The 17,203-nt window shown below is 63.1% G+C and carries 12 protein-coding genes; 3 read left to right on the top strand and 9 right to left on the bottom strand.

Annotation, left to right across the window (positions count from 1 at the left end; genetic code table 11):
* Positions 1–107: 107 nt before the first annotated feature.
* Positions 108–3,623, bottom strand: a complete 3,516-nt coding sequence (locus tag KA354_02990; protein ID MBP7933593.1) for a PAS domain S-box protein — start codon at positions 3,621–3,623, stop codon at positions 108–110.
* Positions 3,624–4,430: 807 nt separating this feature from the next.
* Positions 4,431–5,972, bottom strand: coding sequence for a DUF11 domain-containing protein (locus tag KA354_02985; GenBank protein ID MBP7933592.1), 1,542 nt, complete (start codon positions 5,970–5,972; stop codon positions 4,431–4,433).
* Between the two features lie 938 nt (positions 5,973–6,910).
* Here KA354_02985 and KA354_02980 point away from each other — a divergent pair.
* Together KA354_02980 and KA354_02975 are read left to right on the top strand one after the other, a co-directional pair.
* A complete protein-coding gene (locus tag KA354_02980) occupies positions 6,911–7,294 on the top strand; it encodes a hypothetical protein (protein ID MBP7933591.1) in 384 nt (127 codons plus the stop codon).
* A gap of 604 nt (positions 7,295–7,898) precedes the next feature.
* Complete coding sequence (locus tag KA354_02975) at positions 7,899–9,791, top strand: HAMP domain-containing protein (GenBank protein ID MBP7933590.1); 1,893 nt, start codon at positions 7,899–7,901, stop codon at positions 9,789–9,791.
* 31 nt (positions 9,792–9,822) lie between these two features.
* Here KA354_02975 and phoU read toward each other — a convergent pair whose 3' ends face one another.
* The 7 genes from phoU to KA354_02940 form a co-directional block, all read right to left on the bottom strand.
* Positions 9,823–10,488, bottom strand: a complete 666-nt coding sequence (phoU, locus tag KA354_02970) for a phosphate signaling complex protein PhoU (protein ID MBP7933589.1) — start codon at positions 10,486–10,488, stop codon at positions 9,823–9,825.
* Between the two features lie 30 nt (positions 10,489–10,518).
* The gene (gene pstB, locus KA354_02965) at positions 10,519–11,274 is read right to left on the bottom strand and encodes a phosphate ABC transporter ATP-binding protein (protein ID MBP7933588.1); all 756 of its coding nucleotides are present in this window, start codon (positions 11,272–11,274) and stop codon (positions 10,519–10,521) included.
* Positions 11,275–11,283: 9 nt separating this feature from the next.
* Positions 11,284–12,027, bottom strand: a complete 744-nt coding sequence (locus tag KA354_02960; GenBank protein MBP7933587.1) for a phosphate ABC transporter ATP-binding protein — start codon at positions 12,025–12,027, stop codon at positions 11,284–11,286.
* 19 nt (positions 12,028–12,046) lie between these two features.
* On the bottom strand, positions 12,047–12,892 hold the full coding sequence (gene pstA / locus KA354_02955; GenBank protein MBP7933586.1) for a phosphate ABC transporter permease PstA: 846 nt from the start codon (positions 12,890–12,892) through the stop codon (positions 12,047–12,049).
* Positions 12,889–13,749 (bottom strand): phosphate ABC transporter permease subunit PstC, encoded by an 861-nt coding sequence (gene pstC, locus KA354_02950; GenBank protein MBP7933585.1) that lies wholly within the window; start codon positions 13,747–13,749, stop codon positions 12,889–12,891. Before pstC ends, pstA begins: the two co-directional genes overlap by 4 nt.
* Complete coding sequence (locus KA354_02945; protein ID MBP7933584.1) at positions 13,746–14,555, bottom strand: phosphate ABC transporter substrate-binding protein; 810 nt, start codon at positions 14,553–14,555, stop codon at positions 13,746–13,748. Before KA354_02945 ends, pstC begins: the two co-directional genes overlap by 4 nt.
* Before the next feature lie 311 nt (positions 14,556–14,866).
* Complete coding sequence (locus KA354_02940; protein ID MBP7933583.1) at positions 14,867–15,556, bottom strand: TetR/AcrR family transcriptional regulator; 690 nt, start codon at positions 15,554–15,556, stop codon at positions 14,867–14,869.
* Between the two features lie 432 nt (positions 15,557–15,988).
* On the opposite strand from KA354_02940, the gene KA354_02935 reads away from it, so the two are divergent.
* Entirely contained in the window at positions 15,989–17,194 is a 1,206-nt protein-coding gene (locus KA354_02935; GenBank protein ID MBP7933582.1) for an efflux RND transporter periplasmic adaptor subunit, read from the top strand.
* Positions 17,195–17,203: the final 9 nt, after the last annotated feature.

Below are 17,203 nucleotides of genomic sequence, written 5' to 3'. Positions count from 1 at the left end.
TTGACACAGAAGGCGCCTCGGAAGTGTCTCACAAGTGTATCACGCGAGACGGTTGAATTGAACGATTGCCTACGCCATTGTCCAGGGGCGGTGAAGAAGACGCTGGCTCAGGGGAGGCTTCCGGCATCCAGATGCAGCTCCCGCAGGCGGCGGTACAGGGTAGCCCGACTGATGCCGAGGAGGCGTGCGGCAGCGGTGCGACTGCCTTTCGAGGCCTGGATCGCCCGCAGCAGGCGATCCCTGGCGTTTTCCTCCGCGTTGGGGGCGGGACCCAGGGGGGCGCAGGGGGTGGAGAGTTCCGGGGGCAAGTCTCTGACGCCGATGACCACCCCCCGGCAGGCGATGCAAGCGAACTCGATGGCGCTCTGCAATTCACGTACGTTGCCCGGCCAATGGTAGGCGAGCAACCTGTCCATGGCCTGGTCGCTGATGGCGGTTACCGCCTTGTTGATTCGCTTTCGTGTTTCGGACACGAAGTGCTCGGTGAGCAGGGGGATATCCTCGCGACGTTGACGGAGAGGCGGGGTGACGACCCGGGCCACGCGGACGCGGTAGAGGAGGTCCTGGCGGAATCGCCCCTCGCGGACGAGCTGGTCCAGATCCTGGTTGGTGGCGGCGATGATCCGGATATCGACGCGGCGGGGCGTGGATTCGCCCAGCCGGGTGATCTCCTTCTCCTGAAGCACCCGGAGGAGGTTGGTCTGCATGCTCAAGGGGATATCGCCGATCTCGTCCAGGAAGACCGTACCGCCGTGTGCGGTCTCGAACACTCCGCGGTGATCGGTGAACGCCCCGGTGAACGCCCCGCGCTTGTGACCAAAGAGCTGGCTTCCGATCAGCGAGTCGGTCAGTCCTGCGCAGTTGACCGGCAGGAAGACCTTGTCGGACCGTATTCCTGTCGCATGGATGGCTTGGGCGACCAATTCCTTGCCCGTTCCTGTTTCTCCCTCGATCAGGACGGTGGAGTCCACGGCGGCGAGATCTTCGATCTGCCGGTAGACGGCCTGCATGACTTGGCTCTGGCCGACCATACCGTGGACGGTGCCTTTGGCATCCAGCATACGGCGCAGATCGCGGACCTCGGTCAGGTCGTAGACGAAGAACAGTCTCCTGTCGGGATCGCGGGGATCATCGAGGATGTCGACTTCCATGAAGTGGCGATGGCCCGGTTCTCTGCGGACGCCGATGCCGATCTTGGTTCTCTGGCCGGGAGGGCGTTGGATCATTTCCTGCAGAGCCGCCTTATCCTCCGGAGTGAAGGGGCACCATTCCGACCACCGGTGACCGTATGCGTTGTCCACCCTGTCGCCGAGGAAGACCCGGCAACCCTGGTTGGCGAAGGTGATGCGGCCCTCACGATCGGTCATGAAGATGCCCTGCCGCAACTGATCGAGGATCGAAAGCAGGTTCTCATGGCTTTTCCGCATCTCCGCGAAGAGGGTCTCGCGCTCGTTTTCGGCCCGCTTGCGAGCGGTGATATCGAAGAAATGGACGGCGATTCCGCCGTTGAGCTTGAACGCCATGTTGCGGAACCAGCCTCGGATCTTCTCTGATTCATACTGCAGCTCGCAATCGTGGGGCTGGCCGGTCTCGACCACACGCACGTAACGATCAAACAGGTCGCTATTGGTTCGGTTACCGGGCAGCACGTCGAGCAATCGCCGGCCGACCAGCTCCTCGGGCGTGTGCCCCAGCAGGCGTCCGGCCGCCGGGTTCACGTACACCCACCTGAAATCGACGATCGCGCCGTGTTCATCCCGTACGGCATCGAGGATGGTGAAGCCGTCGAGGGACATCTCCTGCACCAGCCGAAACCGCTGCTCGCTGGCGCGGAGTCTTTCTTCGGTCTGCTTGCGCTCGGTGAGGTCGAGATGGGTCCCCACGATGCGGATGATCGGCCCGTCTGGTTCTCGCCGGACGGGGAAGCCCCGCGAGAGAATATCCATGTAATGGCCGTCCTTGTGCCGGAGGCGGAACTCCATGGTGTATTCCTGGGCATGGTGCAGGACTCCGTCCACCATCGCCAAGGCCCGGGCTCGGTCGTCCGGATGGAGCAGGCGTTCCCAGGCCCTAACGTTCGGCTCGATCTCGTCTTCGGCGTAGCCCAGCATTTCCTTGTACCGGGGGGAATACCAGACTGCGTCGGTCTCCAGATTCCAGTCCCACACACCTTCGTGGGTTCCACGAAGGGCCAGGGTCAAGCGTTCCTCGCTCTCACGAAGGGCCTCCTGGACCCGTTTGTGCTCGGTGATGTCCCTCGACACACCCATGGCCCCGCACACATTCCCCCGTTCGTCATAGAGTGGCGAGCTCTCGAGATGAGCGAAGAAGCACCTTCCGTTCTTGGTGCGATTGACGATCTCGCCGCAGAACCTGCCGGTCTTCTCCATGCACTCCTGGACCCTGCGTGCCTCCTCGGGTTCGGCGTAGAGGATCTGCACGGGCTGGCCGATCAATTCGTCGGGCGAGTAGCCGAAGGCGGCCTGGGCGGCCGGGTTAAGGTTCATGATCCGGCGGTCAAGGTTAACGGAGATGATCATATCCGGTGAGCTGTCGAGGATGTTCCGCAGATCGTCCCTCATCCGCTTCAATGCGTCTTCCGTCCGCTTGCGCTCGGTGATGTCCCGAATGCTGGATCGGCATCCCATACAAGTGCCCTGATGGTCACGGACCGGCTGGGCGGAGATGGCCGCCCAGCGAACCAAGCCGGCCTTGGTGCGGACGCGGAACGGCTGGTCATTCAGGGTCTGGCCTTCCAGAACCTTTCGGTGGTAGAGGGCCACTTGCTCGCCGTCTTCCTCATGGACCAGCGGCAAGGGATAGTCGGGCATGGCCAGGCATTCCAAGGCCGAGCAGCCGGTTATCCGTTCCACGCTGGGACTGATCCATCTCGGCCGTCCGTCCGTGCCGATCCAGCTCGCCCAGTCGTATGTGGAGTCGGCGATCGCGCGATACTGCTGCTCGCTTGTGCGGAGGTTCTGCTCGATCTGCTGGTGCGTCCTCAACTCGTTACCCAAGTCGCGGAGTGTGGCCTGAAGACGGCTGATCCGTTCATCGACGCCGCAAGCGAGTTCTTCATGGAGCTTTCGGACGGTCTCCTCCGCCAGCTTGCGGTCGGTGAGATCGCTCGCGACCAGGCAGATGACCCGTTGGTCGCCGACCGTCAAGGTGCTGGCCGACAGACGGACCGGTATGGCGATCCGATCCGAAGTCTGGAGCGAGAGCTCCTCCTGGCCGGTGTTCCGGTTCGCCCCGCGGGCAGAGAGGAGCAGCGCTTCCAGGGCACGCCGGTCACGGTCCACAACAAGGGAGTGCAGGGAAGCGCCGACGACCCGCTCCGACGGCATTCGGAGCATTTCGGCAAAGCGACGATTGGCGTAGAGGACGATGCCGTCCGCGGTGCAGGTGGCTGCTCCCTCCTGCATCTGCTCGACGAGGATGCGGTACGGCAGCTGGGCGCTTTGGGGGGTAAGGATCCGCCCGCCCGCCGGTCTATCGACCACGACGGCGTTGACTTCGCCGCTGCGGATGGCCTGCAGGGTCTCCTGAGCCTCCAGGAACGGAGCCCCCGCTTCAGCAGGCATTCCGCGCAACTCCGCTTCGGTGGCGTCAGACTCCTGCATACGGCATTTCTCCCCAGTCAAACGCGTCCGAGACGACAGCTAGAGCCGCAGGCCGAGCCCGAACACGACCTGATCCAGATCTGACCTGTGTCCCGCCATCGCGAATTCCTGGGCCCACGCGCAGGGAACTCGGATCGGCGGGAACGGCTTGGTCTTGGGCTTTCACGAACATGGAAGCCAGCGCTGATCTCCTCGCGTTTTGACTCCTGCGGTCGTACGTCGTGTTTCGGCCGGACACGGCAGGAGCGTCGATCGTCGTAGCACCCACCCGGCGACCACGCCCCGCGCGCCCGGCATTCACGAAAAGAGCGAAAAGTGAAGCCAAGGTAAATCGGCCTGACCGCTTGCTGCTGCGGGGGAGACGCGAACAACAAGCGCCCTAACACTGTCTCATTCTAGCACAATTGAGACTGTCCGCTAGCTGGCGGTGCGGGAATGTCAGCGGAATTGCAGGCAGAGGCTCCGCCTCGAAGTTGAAGGCACGGGCTCTGACCCGTAAGGCTACAGCAATCAGAGGGGGCGGAGCTGCCTCCTCGGGCAGGCTCCAAGCACCCATCGTGACGGTATTCCGTCACATCTGAATAACAGAGGTGGCAAGTGCTTGGCCGGCGAGTCGGGTCGGGTTGCGGCCATGGGCTTGACCGTCCCCGAGCGCGGTTCACAAGAATCCCTTGCAGGCGGTCGGGGAGGGGTTCGGGGTCCGCCAGCCGGTGCCTGCAGGGAATTGGGCTGATCTTGTCTTAGTGTGTGGCCCGGAGAGCGGACGCAAGCTCGGCACACTGAGCATCGCGTGGTGCCCTAGCGTCATCAGTAGATGTGCGTGCTTTCCGTTTCCTCCACGGGGGTGTTCAACATATCGCTGGTCAGCTGGGTCTTGAACCGTGCGTCCTCGACTTTGGTGCCCTTCACAACCACGCGATAGACCGCCTTGGCCTTTGGAGCCAGTGAGGGCAAGGGATCGAACGTCACGGTCTTGCCATCGGCCTTGAATGTGGTCGGTCCCTCGGCGGAGATGTACTCCTCCTCGGGCGGCAGCGTACAGGTGACTCGAATGTTGCGATCGTCGGCCGTTCCCTGATTGACGACCGTGATGATGTAGGTTTCGGCGGCTCCGACCTCAATCGGGTCGGCGACGTCGACGACCTCGAGAAGGATGGCGGCCACGCCCTGCACCTGGGTACTCGCGGAGGCTCGGGCACTTGCGCAGTAGGCGGTTGCCACGGCGTCATCTCTGATGATGCCCGCCTTGCGACCGACGAAGGCTACGTCAACGCTTCTGGACGCACCTGGGGCGAGGGTGCCCAGAGCCCAAGTGACCTTGCCGTTTGCGTATTGCCCGTTATCGCTAGCTCTGAGGAACTCTCCGACCCCCGATACGGTGTCGACGAGCATGATGTCCCTAGCCGCGGTGTCACCCGTGTTGCTCACTGTGAGCTTGTATTCGGCGGGACGGCCGATGAACCGCACTTCGGGGCCGGTCTTGCTGACAGCCAGCACAGGCTGGCGTACGACGGTCTCGGTGCTGGCCTTAGCCGTGAAGCCGCCGAGGGCCGAGGCCGTGGCCTCGTTGACGAAGTTACCGGTGCCTGCCGACCTGGCCTGGAAGGAGAATTCTCGAGATTCGCCTGGTCTCAGGGACCCCGCCTCGAAGGCGACCGTATTCTTGCCATCGCTCCCCTGCCAGTCCCGCGGAAGGTTATCTGTCACCCTCACGCCTTGCACCGTGCCGGTACCGGTGTTAGTGACCACCAGCTTGATGGGAATCGTGTCGCAGATGAGGACTTCGGCGGGTGCGGTCTTGGTCAGTACCAGCTTCGGTTCGACGGTTTTGGTGGTCGCACACAGCTTGGTGCCGAAGGTCACCGTTGCGCACCAGGTCAGTTCGTCTGGATGGTCGGTCGATCCGAGCACCCGGATCACGGTTCTTCCCCCACCCGGAAAGCCCTCATACCGCCAGATGGCCGCCTCGCCCTCCCTGCGCGTGGGCTCCGGATTGACCGTCTCGGCCTTAAAGCTCTTGGGGAGCAGTTCGGTCAGGGTCACCTCGCCGAGGTCACCACGGGTCAGATTGGTGAGCGTGATCTCGTAGTTGAAGCTCTGGCCGCGGCGTACCTCCACCGGGGCGGTCCTCTCGAGCAGAATGACGCTGGTGGCGCGATCTCCGGTCGGAAACAGCTTCTCGGTCCGGGTGATGACCGGATCATCTGTCGTCGGCGATGCCGCTGGTTGTGGGGTCCCGGGGGATCTGGTACTTCGAGGCGTACCCTGGGCGCTGGCGAGATGGGGGGACATCGTGAGCGCGAGAATCATGGATTGCACGATGACGGTGAATCTGGATCCTGAAGCCATCTGAAAGACCATCCTTTCGCGATGAAGACTCCCTACTGAATGCCGTGAAGCTCCCTGGAAGCGATGCCGAGCCATTGCCCACCCACCGGCTGGCCGAGTGAGGCTGTCGGGGGTTGCTTCTCTGCCCAGGTCAAAGCCCTTCTTCCGTTGAGAGCACTCGGCCTCGAAAGGGCACGCCAGCGCCGGTATCGGCCACCGACCGCGTCTATGGCAATCTGCGCATTTAGCATATCCGCTGCCCGCCGACAAACAATGCGGGTGCCGTTCGGGCCCATTGCCGGAAAACAGCGCTTCTGTGTTGTCTGGGGGCTTCGCCGCGTCGGGCTGGTGCGAGACTGGTGACCCGCGTCGAGGCATCTGAGACACGCGACGTCTCAGGGGTGTCTCGCGGCTGTATCATCTGAGACAGCTCGTGTTTGGCCGTGTTGCCGCCGGGGCCGCACCGTTCTTTGCCCGTCCCGCGGTTTTGGAGGCAGTCTGGCAGGCAGTCGGTTAGGGGCCGGGCACTGTTCGCCTATTCACGGGCTGGTGTCTCCTGCCGGTCGGTAGCCCGGCGGCACGTGCAGTGAGGTGTGGCAGGAATGATGCATCTGGAGCGACTCCCTGGCCCCGCTTGATTCTGAAGTACCCCTGCGGACAAAGACGGCCACGTGCCGATATATCCCCCACGCCAGCTAGGCTTCCGGCTGGAGTCAGGCATCGGCCCTGCGGATCGGGTGACGGTTCGAACGAGGCGCAGATCTTGCGCGTCGTCGATCGGGTGATAAGGTATGCCTGGGCAACGCGACCATCACGGGCAGGGGTTCCGGTGTCGATGTCCGGTGCAATGCCGGCTCCGAACGCGCTGCAGGAGATCTTCCTGAGAGTTCGTCCGCGGCGCCTTGTTGGCGCCTCTCGACCTGGCCTGGATGGCGACATTACGCCAGGAGAATTGTGAGATGTACGCAGACGTGGTCAGAAGGCATTCTGTCCTGATGGTTGTGGTCATGGCCTGCTCGGCGGCCTTGGTTTTCGCGACGACGGCCGGGGCGGCGTCCAAGGCTCCGAAGTACAAGTGCAGTGACGGCAAGTGCGTGCTCGTGAAGTCGGCCCCTGCCGTGGCCACGTGTCGCATCATGGGTGTTGCCACCGCGAAGACCAAAAACATCACCCCGTCTCACGGGAAGGCGAAGAAGACGCAGATACCTTCGGTCCAATCCAAGCCCGTCCGATCCAAGCACGCCGCCGCTTCAAAAGCGGTCACCCGTAAACAGGTTCAGGCGTCCCGTGTGCCGAAGCGCATCTCGTCGAAGGCTGAGCGGTCGTCTCGCGCCGTCCGGTGACGACCAGACGATCAGCACGGGGTAGCTCATTAAGGAGTGGGTTGCTTCGGCCGGGGATCGAGTGTCCGTCTTGCGCTTCTTGGCGGTGGTGGGGCTTGCGGAGACCAGACCGCGCGTCGAGTCGCCGCTCGGGGAAGTGATGCCGGACCTCTGAGTCCTCGGTCTGGCCGCTGCTGACCAAGCCGCCCATACCTGCGACCAGGACTTTCGAGAACTGGCGAAGGGAGATGCCTGATGAGGGTGCGGCGCGCCGCCACCAGGGGCATGCCTTGCGTGCCTTCCACGAGCATTGACATGAGTCCTTGGGCTTACGATGATGCCTCTGTCTGGGGCGGATCAAGACCGGCGCAAACGGCGGTCTGGCTGACACGAGCGTCATGAGACGGGGCTCGGAGTGACTCCTCAAGGCCGTCATGGGCCGGGGGTGTTCCTGGAGTTGACGGGGGCCGACCGTGAGGGGCATAGTGCTGGGCTCGCGAGTTGAGTTCATGAGGCACGCGTCACTTTCCTCAGAAGGTACCCGGTGGAACTGCCCGTCGGATCCATGCCGTCCGCGGAATCGGCCGCGCATTCTGCGGGTCGCCCAAGGACTGGGAGGTTGCCCATGGGGAGGCCGAGCACGCTTTTCTGGAAGCTGTTCCTGGGGACGACGTTTCTGATTGTGGCCGTTCTCGTCATTTGCACATGGCAGATTGTGGGCCAGGTAGACCGCCTGCTCGGGGACCAGATGGCGGAGCATCTCCGACTGCAGGCGATGACCATCGGATCCGCCGTTTGCGACCGGTTTGACCCGGCTCACGCTGAGGAATTGAACCGCCTGACCAAGGAACTGGGTCGCGGTGCCCAGAATGAGCTGCGGGTGACCTTGATTCTCCGGGATGGCCGTGTGCTGGCCGACTCCATGGCGGATCCGTCGACCATGGACTCACACGCCCATCGCAAGGAAGTCGTTCAGGCCCTGGCCACCGGCTTGGGAGAGGACACGCATCGCTCTCGAACCATTGACCGACCGATGAGATACACCGCGTCGCGGGTAGGACCGGCCGATGCTCCGCTCGGGGTGGTCCGGGTGTCGATGGCCATCCAGACGATCGGCCAGCGAGAGGGGACGATTCACCGGCTGATCTGGACCATTGTTCTTCTTGGTCTTGTGGCCGCCGCCGCCTTTGCGATGGGGCTGGCCCGGTTGTGGAGCCGCCCGATCAGTCGGATCACGGCGATGGCTCGGAGTCTGGCGCGCGGCGATCTGTCTACCCGGGTTCCTGTGGAGAGCCACGATGAGATGGGCATGCTTGCGCGATCGATGAACGAGATGGGCAACAACCTGGCCGAGCAGCTCTCGATGATCGATCGGCAGCGACGTACGCTGGAATCGCTGCTGACTCAGTTGCGGGAGGGTGTCATTGTGGCGGGCGCGGACGGTCGGATTCTGCTGATGAATCCCGCCGCGATGCGGATGCTGGGCCTCGCCGCCCGTGCGGCCGCGTGGCCGGAGTCGCTTGTCGGGCGGCCGGTTGAACAGTGCATCCTGCACCACGATCTGCAGCAGATGTTGTTACAGAGTCTTCACGGGCAGCTCGAAGCTGGTGGGACTGCCGAAGGCCACGCCAGCACGACGACGAGAAAGATCAGCGTCCACCGTGGCGAGGAGGACGGGGCGCTGGTGCTGCTGGCAACCGCCTCGGATATCGTTCTGCCCGATCCGGGCCAGGCGCCGGGTGGTTCGAGCGAGGGCCAGACGCTTGGTCGAATTGTCCTTCTCGCCGACATCACCGAGCTCAACCGGATGGTCCGAGTGAGGACGGATTTCGCCGCCAACGCCTCTCACGAACTGCGGACGCCGCTTTCGGCGATCCGAGGCGCCGTTGAGACGCTGACGGGCCTGGACTGGGCGAAGGATCCGGAGGCCGCCCGCCAGTTTCTGGGCATGATTGACCGCCAGAGCAACCGGATGCTGCTGATGGTCTCGGATCTGCTCGATCTGTCGCGGATTGAGTCTTCGCCGGGCCAGTACAAGCCGCAGGAGCTGAACCTGCCCGCCGTTCTGGCTGAGTTGCGTTCGCGGTTCGAGGAACGGCTGGTGGAGAAGGATCTTCACTGGGTTGTAGATCTGGCGCCCGGACTCAGGTCGGTGAACGCCAGCCCGCACCTGCTCCGCTGCATCATCGACAACCTGGTCGACAATGCCGTCAAGTTCACCGACCCGGGGGGGCGGATCTCGGTGACGTGTCGGTGCCTGGCGGCGGAGAGCGGCAAGGCGACGGCCGTCTCCATCGAGGTTGAGGACACCGGCTGCGGCATCGCCGAGGATGAGCAAGACCGGGTTTTCGAGCGTTTCTACCAAGTCGAGCGAGCCCGCACCGGTCCGGACCGCGGGACGGGGCTCGGCCTTTCCATTGTCCGCCACGCGGTAGCGGCAATGAACGGGAGTGTCACCCTTCGGAGCAAGCTAGGCGAGGGCACCTGCATTACGGTGATCATTCCCCAGGGTTCGTGACGGTGTTCGCCGCGCTGGGGTTGGAGGTGGGCTAGGCGGGGGCAACCGGTTTGTGCCGCACGATCTCCCCTTCCACGAGGTAGATGACATCTTCGGCGATGTTGGTCGCTCCGTCGGCGATGCGTTCGAGGAGACGGCTGACCGACGAGTAGTTGAGCAGTGAGTCCATCTGATCGGGGCTCTTGTGGAGTGCGGCCCTGATCTTGTCATACATCTCGCGGTTGAGAGCATCGACTTCATCGTCCAGGGCTCGCACCTGACGTGCTCGCTGCGCGTCCTGGTGCATCAGGGCGTCCAGGCTTCCGCGGAACATGGCCAGCACCTTCTTGTTCATCTGGGCGAAGTCGAACAACTCCCTGACGGGTGGTTGATCGCAGAGGCAAAGGGCTCGCTCGGCGATGTTGACCGCCAGGTCGCCCACCCGCTCGATGTCGTTGTTGATCTTCATCGCGGCGACGATGAAACGCAGATCGGTTGCCACCGGCTGGTAGAGGGCGAGGAGCTTCAGGCATTCCTCCTCGATATCGACCTCGGTCTGGTCGATCGCGGCGTCGCCTTCGATGATCTTCCGGGCGAGGTCGCGGTCGCGCGTGTTGACGGCTGCGACCGCTTCCTGGACGGTTTTCTCGACCGTAGCTGCGAGGGCAATGATCTTGTTCTTCAGTCGCTCGACCTCGCGTTGCAGGTGTGTGGCCATGATTGTTCTCCAGGCGGTTTCTCACCCTCATCATCCGTAGCGGCCGGACACGTATTCCTCGGTCCGCTTATCGCTTGGTTTCTCGAAGATGCGCGCGGTGGGACCGTATTCCACCAACTCGCCCAGCAGCATGAAGGCTGTTTCGTTCGACACCCGCGCGGCCTGCTGCATATTGTGGGTGACGATGACAATCGTGTACTTCTCGGCGAGGTTCCGCATCAGCTCCTCGACGTGCTCGGTTGCGATGGGGTCGAGAGCGGAGCAGGGCTCGTCCATGAGCAGCACTTCCGGTTCGACCGCCAGCAGCCGGGAGATGCACAGGCGCTGCTGCTGCTCGGAAGAGAGTCCGAGTGCGGACATGTCGAGCCGGTCCTTGACCTCGTCCCACAGCCAAGTGGCTCTGAGGCTGGCCTCGACCACCGCCTCCAACCGAGCCTTGTCGGGTGCCTCGTGCACGCGGAGCCCGTAGGCCACGTTCTCGAAGACGGACAGTGGGAAGGGGTTGGGGCGCTGGAAGACCAGGCCGACCTTCCGCCGGAGCTGAGTGAGGCTGGTGGAAGGATCGTAGATGTCTGAGCCATCGAGGAGGATCCGGCCGGTCACACGCACGCCCCCGATGAGCTCGTTCATTCGGTCGAAGCAGCGCAGCAGGGTCGACTTTCCGCATCCGGACGGCCCGATGATCGCCGTGATCGCCCGGGGCCGAATCGCGAGGTTGACGTCAATCAGGGCGTGGAACTCCCCGTAGTGAAGGTTGAGTTCCGATACCTGTATCTTGTAGTCCATACTCCGTGCCTATCCGAACTGCCCGACCAGGTAGTCGTTGGTTCGCTGATGCGTCGGGCGACTGAACAGCTGTCCTGTCGGACCGATTTCGATCAACTCTCCCATCAGGAGGAACGCCGTCCGATCCGACGCCCGGGCGGCCTGTTTGGTATTGTTGGTCACCAGCACGATGGAGTGCCTGGCCTTGAGGTCGAGGAGAGCGTCTTCGATCTTGGCCGTTGAAATGGGATCCAGCCCGGAGCACGGCTCGTCCAGGATGAGCACTTCTGGTTCGAGGGCCAACACCCGGGCCAGGCACAGACGCTGCTGCTGGCCACCGGAGAGGTTGCGGGCCGGTTCCTGGAGGCGGTCTTTGACCTCGTCCCAAAGGACTGCGCCCTTGAGAGCCGCCTCGATCCGCCGGTCGTGTTCGGTACGGTCTCGTATACCCAACAGCTTGAGTCCGTAGACCAGGTTCTCATGGATTGACCACGGTAGCGGGACGGGGACCGCGTAGACCATGCCGATCCGGCGGCGGAGCTGGGCCACGTCCATCGCGGGTTCGTAGATATCTTGATCGTCGAGGAGAATCTGGCCGGTGCGAGTGAACCCGCGATCAAGGTCATTGAGTCGGTTCAGGCATCGCAGGAAAGTGGTTTTGCCGCTGGCGGCCGGTCCGATGATGGCGAGTCGCTCGTTGGGCAGAATGTCGAGGCTGAGACTCCTGAGCACCGGTTCGCCCCCGAAGCCCGCGGTGAAGTCCCGAACCCGCATCTTGGCCTGGCGGCCAGTGTCACCCATGGCGGCCTCCCTTGGCAACGAACCTGTGCATGAGCCAGTAGGCGCAGAGGTTGATTACCAGGATCGAGATCACCAGCACGGATGCGGTGGCGTATGCGTTGGACATGGAGATTCCCTCGCGTGAGAGGATGTAGAAGTGCAGGGCCAGCGTCCGCGAGGAGTCGAAGAGGGAATGCGGCAAACCGAGGGCGGAGCCGGCGGTGAGCATGACTGCCGCTGTCTCGCTGATACTCCGCCCGAGGGAGAGCACGATTCCCGTTCCGATTCCTGGCAGTGCGGACTGGAGCACCACATGCCACACCATCTGCCAGCGGGTACTGCCCAGACCGTAACTGACCTCCCGGTAAGCGTAGGGCACGGCACGGATCGCTTCCTCGCTGGTCCGAATGATGGTCGGCAACACCATCAGGGCGAGCGTCAGGGCCCCGGAGATCACCGACAGGCCGAGCTTCAAAGTGATCGCGAAGAAGACGAATCCGAACAGGCCGAAGATGATGGAGGGAATACCCGCCAAGCAGTCAGCCCCGAAGCGGATCACGGCCGTGAGCCGCCCCTCGCGCGTGTATTCCGTGAGGTAGATCGCGGTGGCCACGCCGATCGGGGCGGCGATGAGCACGGCGAGGCCGGCCACGATCAAGGTGCCGACGATCATGGGGAAGATGCCGCCCTTGCGACCCATGCTCTCGGGCGAGTGCGTGAGGAACTCCCAGGTCAGGTGCGGCAGCCCGTGGACCAGGATGAAGGCGATGATGAACAGCAGCACGCCAATGGTGACGGCGGCCATGATCCACATGAACGTGACTGTCATCCGCTCGGCAATGACCGGCGAGAGCCTCATTTCGAGTTCCTTCCCCCGACGCGTCGACGGGAGACGGCGAGCGCGATCGTGTTGAGTATCATGATGATCACGAACAGGGTGACTCCAGTCGCGAAGAGCGCCTGACGATGATGGCCGGACGCATAGCCCATTTCCAGGGCGATGTTGCTGGTCAGCGTGCGTACGGGATCAAGGACGCCGTGTGGGATCTCCAGAGCGTTGCCGGCGATCATGATCACCGCCATGGTCTCCCCGACCGCCCGCCCCATGCCCAGGATGATCGCCGCCACAATCCCGGACCGGGCGGCCTTGAGCATGACCATGTGAGTGGTCTGCCACCGGGTGGCACCGAGGGCGATAGAGCCTTCATAGTAGGGGCGCGGGACGGCCCGCAGGGCGTCGATCGAGATACTGGTGACGGTGGGCAAGACCATGATACCGAGGACGATCGAAGCGGTCAGCACGGAGAGTCCGGGTCCGCCGAGGTAGTCGCGAACAAGCGGCACCAGTGTGACCACGCCCACGAATCCGTAAACCACCGAGGGGATCCCGGCCAGGAGTTCGATGACTGGTTTCAGGACGGCGGTCAGCTTTGGCGGGGAGAACTGAGTCAGCATGATGGCCAGGCCGACACTGAAGACGACCCCGACCACCATAGCGCCAAAGGTGACGAGGAGCGAGCCGACGATCATGGAGAAGACGCCAAAATGCTCCTCCTTCGGCTCCCAGTCAGATGAGAGGAAGAACTCCCGCCCGCCGATCCGCAGGAGGATCGGCAGACCCTCCCTGAAAATGAAGAACGTGATGACCGCCAGGCCAAGGATGGCCGAGAACGCAATCAACGTCAGAATGGCACTGATGACCCTGTCCTGTTTCATTGGGCTCTGATCAACCCTTCGCTCTCCAGGACCTTCTGTCCTTCGGATGAAAGCACGAACGCGATGAACTGCTGGGCCTCGGGAGTAGGTGCACCTCTGGTTACGAACAGGAACGGCCGAACGAGCTTGTACCCTCCGGTCAGGACGTTTGCCGCGTGGGGCTTCTCGCCGTCGACCGAGAGGGCCTTGATTTCGCCCCCCACCAGCCCCAAGGACATGTACCCGATGGCCGCCGGATCGCCGCGCACCAGTTCCTTGACCGCCCCGTTAGATTCCTGGGTCAGGGCAGCGCGGGAGATCCGCGTCTTACCCATCACCAGGCTGACGAAACTCTCACGGGTGCCCGAGCCTTCTTCGCGGGTGATGGGACGAACCGGTCCGTCCTTGCCACCAACCTCCTTCCAGTTCTTGATGCTCCCACTGAACAGCTCTCGAAGCTGCTCGCGACTGAGGCCGCTGACGGGGTTGCTGGGATGGACGATGATGGCCAGTCCGTCGCGGGCGACGATGATCGGCGTGAACTGGTCACGTTCCTCGTCTTTGAGGGATCGCGAGCACATCCCGATGTGGGCCAGGCCGTTGGCCACCGCTTGGACACCCGCGGTCGAGCCTCCGCCCTGGACGTCGACCATCTGATCGGGATGCTTCTTCCCGTATTCCTGGCCCAGCAGCTCCGCGAAGGGCTGAATCGAGGTCGATCCGACCACATTGACCGTCCGACCGTCGTCACGACGGCAACCGGCGCACGGCTGCCCGCAGAGTACCGCTGTCCCCAGGACCAGGATAGCCCATTGTGTCTTGGTCATGAACGGAGCTCTCCGGAGCCCACGATCGCCCCGTGGTGCCGAAGGACACGGGCGAGGTGGATACTACCCAATCAAGCCCCCCACGCCAGGGCAGCGGGGTCGTCCCCACACTTGGGCGCAATCCCCGTTCGCCGTGCTTGCCCAGTCCTGGCCGGGGGCTTCTCTGAGGGCCGCCCGCCTGTTGCCCTTAGGCCCAGTCCAAGCCAAGCACCGCCGATGACCCGAGACCGACACCCCCATCATGTTTTGGCTCGGTTACGGCCGTGTTCATATCGTGTTAAGATTGCGCTAAGGTGGACGGAGCCGGCGGCTCACTCGCCCGGCAGACGTTCTTCGGCCTGATCCGCGCGTTGCGGAGCGTTTCTCTGGCTTTGATCGCGCATGGAGTGAAGACCGACGAGGGAGAACTCCGTGATGTGGGCAGCGAGCGTCTCGGCGTTCTCCGGTTCGACGAGTTTCGGCTCGATGCGGCGGAGCAGGCCGGCGTTGTAGAGGCAGTGGACTATCTGGGCGATCACGCTGAACGCCCCCCTCGCGACCTCCTCCTTTGATGCCTGCGGGCCGAGGATGTCGCGAATGAGGCCGTTCACGAAGTGGACACGAGGCCAGATCAGCTCGTCCATGACGGCCTCCATGGCGGTCGTTGGTTGGTTGAGCTCATGGGAGAGGAGCGTCGTTCGCCACCCAGGACGGGCGGGATCGTGAGAATCTCTGATCACGTGGGCGACGAAGGCCCGCAGTCGGTCTTCGGGAGAACCCGTGAGCTGGTCTGCGGGCAGGTTGCGGAGTGTCAGGCCGACAGCGTGGCGAACGACTGCGCCGTAGAGTTCGTACTTATCGCTGAAGTGATAGTTTACGGCGGCGGCATTGACCCCGGCCAGATGGGTGATCTCCCTGAGTGTTGCAGCATGTAATCCACGCTCGGAGAACACTTTACCTGCTGCGTCGATGAGCTTGCGCCGAGTTTCCTGGGAGCTGGCGTTGTTCTTGACGTTGGCCATTCTCCACCTCTCTTGACGCTTGAGTATACATGCGCTTTCCGGTATTTCAAATCCAGTTATGGTTATTGCTTGTGTTTCTCTAACGCGTAGTTTATTTTCAGGTATGAACAATACGGAGGTTGACTGGTTTGGCGGCGGGTGGGCAGGGTTTGGTCTTTGGGTACAACGGCAGGCTCAGGGTGGTTGTGTCCGGGCGCGGGCTTTCTGCTGGTCTGATGAAGCGGTCGCGTCTCATCGCGTTCTTGAGTTCTTGTCTGGGAGGAGAGTGGTGGCAGACGGCGTTTGGATGGTGGCGATTGACGCGGGCGTGCAGCTCCTCCTGAGGATGGTGGGTGGAGTGCGACGGCGATGGACATGGAGTAACATGGCGGCGAACGCGGCCGCTTCTTAAGGTGGTTACTGGTTGGGTCGCGTGAGGACGTGAGGTAGGCGATGTTAACGGCTGAATTGTACGTACGAATTGCCCTATTGGGTTTTCTGGCCGGGGGACTACCCCGCCTGGGCTGCAATTCTCAGCAGCCTCCCCCCGCCGGACCGATGGTGTTGCCTGAGGTTGCGGTTTTCAAGGTGTCATCGGAGCCGGTTCCGCTATCCACGGAGTTGCCCGGGCGGACATCGCCCTACCTGGAAGCGGAGGTGCGTCCTCAGGTCAGCGGGATCATTCAATCGCGGCGATTCGATGAAGGTGCGGACGTCCGGGCCGGGGATGTGCTCTACCAGATTGATCCAGCTCCGTATCAGGCGGCCTACGACCGGGCCAAAGCCGCGCTCGCGGTTGCGGAAGCGAATGTCCCGGCGGTTCGGGCGCGGGCAGAGCGTTACCAGAGTGCCCTGGCCAGTCGAGCGGTCAGCCAGCAGGACTGTGACGAAGCGGCTGCCGCCCTGGAACAAGCGAAAGCGACGGTGGCTCTGCGCAAGGCGGAGGTCGAAAGCGCGCGCATCGATCTGTCCTATACTCCGGTCTCGGCTCCCATTTCCGGCCGTATCGGGAAGTCCAATATCACGGTGGGGGCGCTGGTGACGGCCCACCAGCCCGCGCCGCTGGCGACGATTCACCAGCTCGATCCCATTTACGTGGATGTCAAGCAGTCCTTTCCCGAGTTGCTTCGTCTGAAGCGCAGCGTGGAGGCCGGCAAGCTCAGCGCCGGCGGCGACAGCCAGCGTCAAGCGCGTCTGCTCCTGGATGACGGATCGCTGTATCCCCAGGAAGGTTTGCTGCAATTCCGCGATGTCAAGGTCGACCCGAGTACGGCGTCGTTCACATGGCGTATCGTGTTCCCGAATCCGGATCGGCTGCTGTTGCCGGGCATGTACGTGAGGGCGATCATCCAGACGGGGGTTGCCGAGCGCGCCATCCTTGTCCCGCAGCAAGGCGTGAGCCGCAATCCGAAGGGGGAAGCCGTCGCCCTGATCGTGGGCAGCGACAACAAAGTCGAGCAGCGGATGATCACGGTTGACCGCGAGATCGGCGACACATGTCTTGTTTCTTCCGGTCTTGCACCGGGCGATGAGCTGATCGTCGAGGGCATTCAGAAAGTACGGCCGGGCGCCTTGGTGAAGAAGGTCCCCTTTGAGAACGGTCGGAAACAGGGGACACAGCCAGGGACTCCCTCCCAGCCGGCCGGCCAGTCGAACTGACGGAGACGC

The organism is Phycisphaerae bacterium (assembly GCA_018003015.1).
GTDB lineage: Bacteria > Planctomycetota > Phycisphaerae > UBA1845 > PWPN01 > JAGNEZ01.
This window is presented reverse-complemented; position numbering and strand designations above follow the sequence as displayed.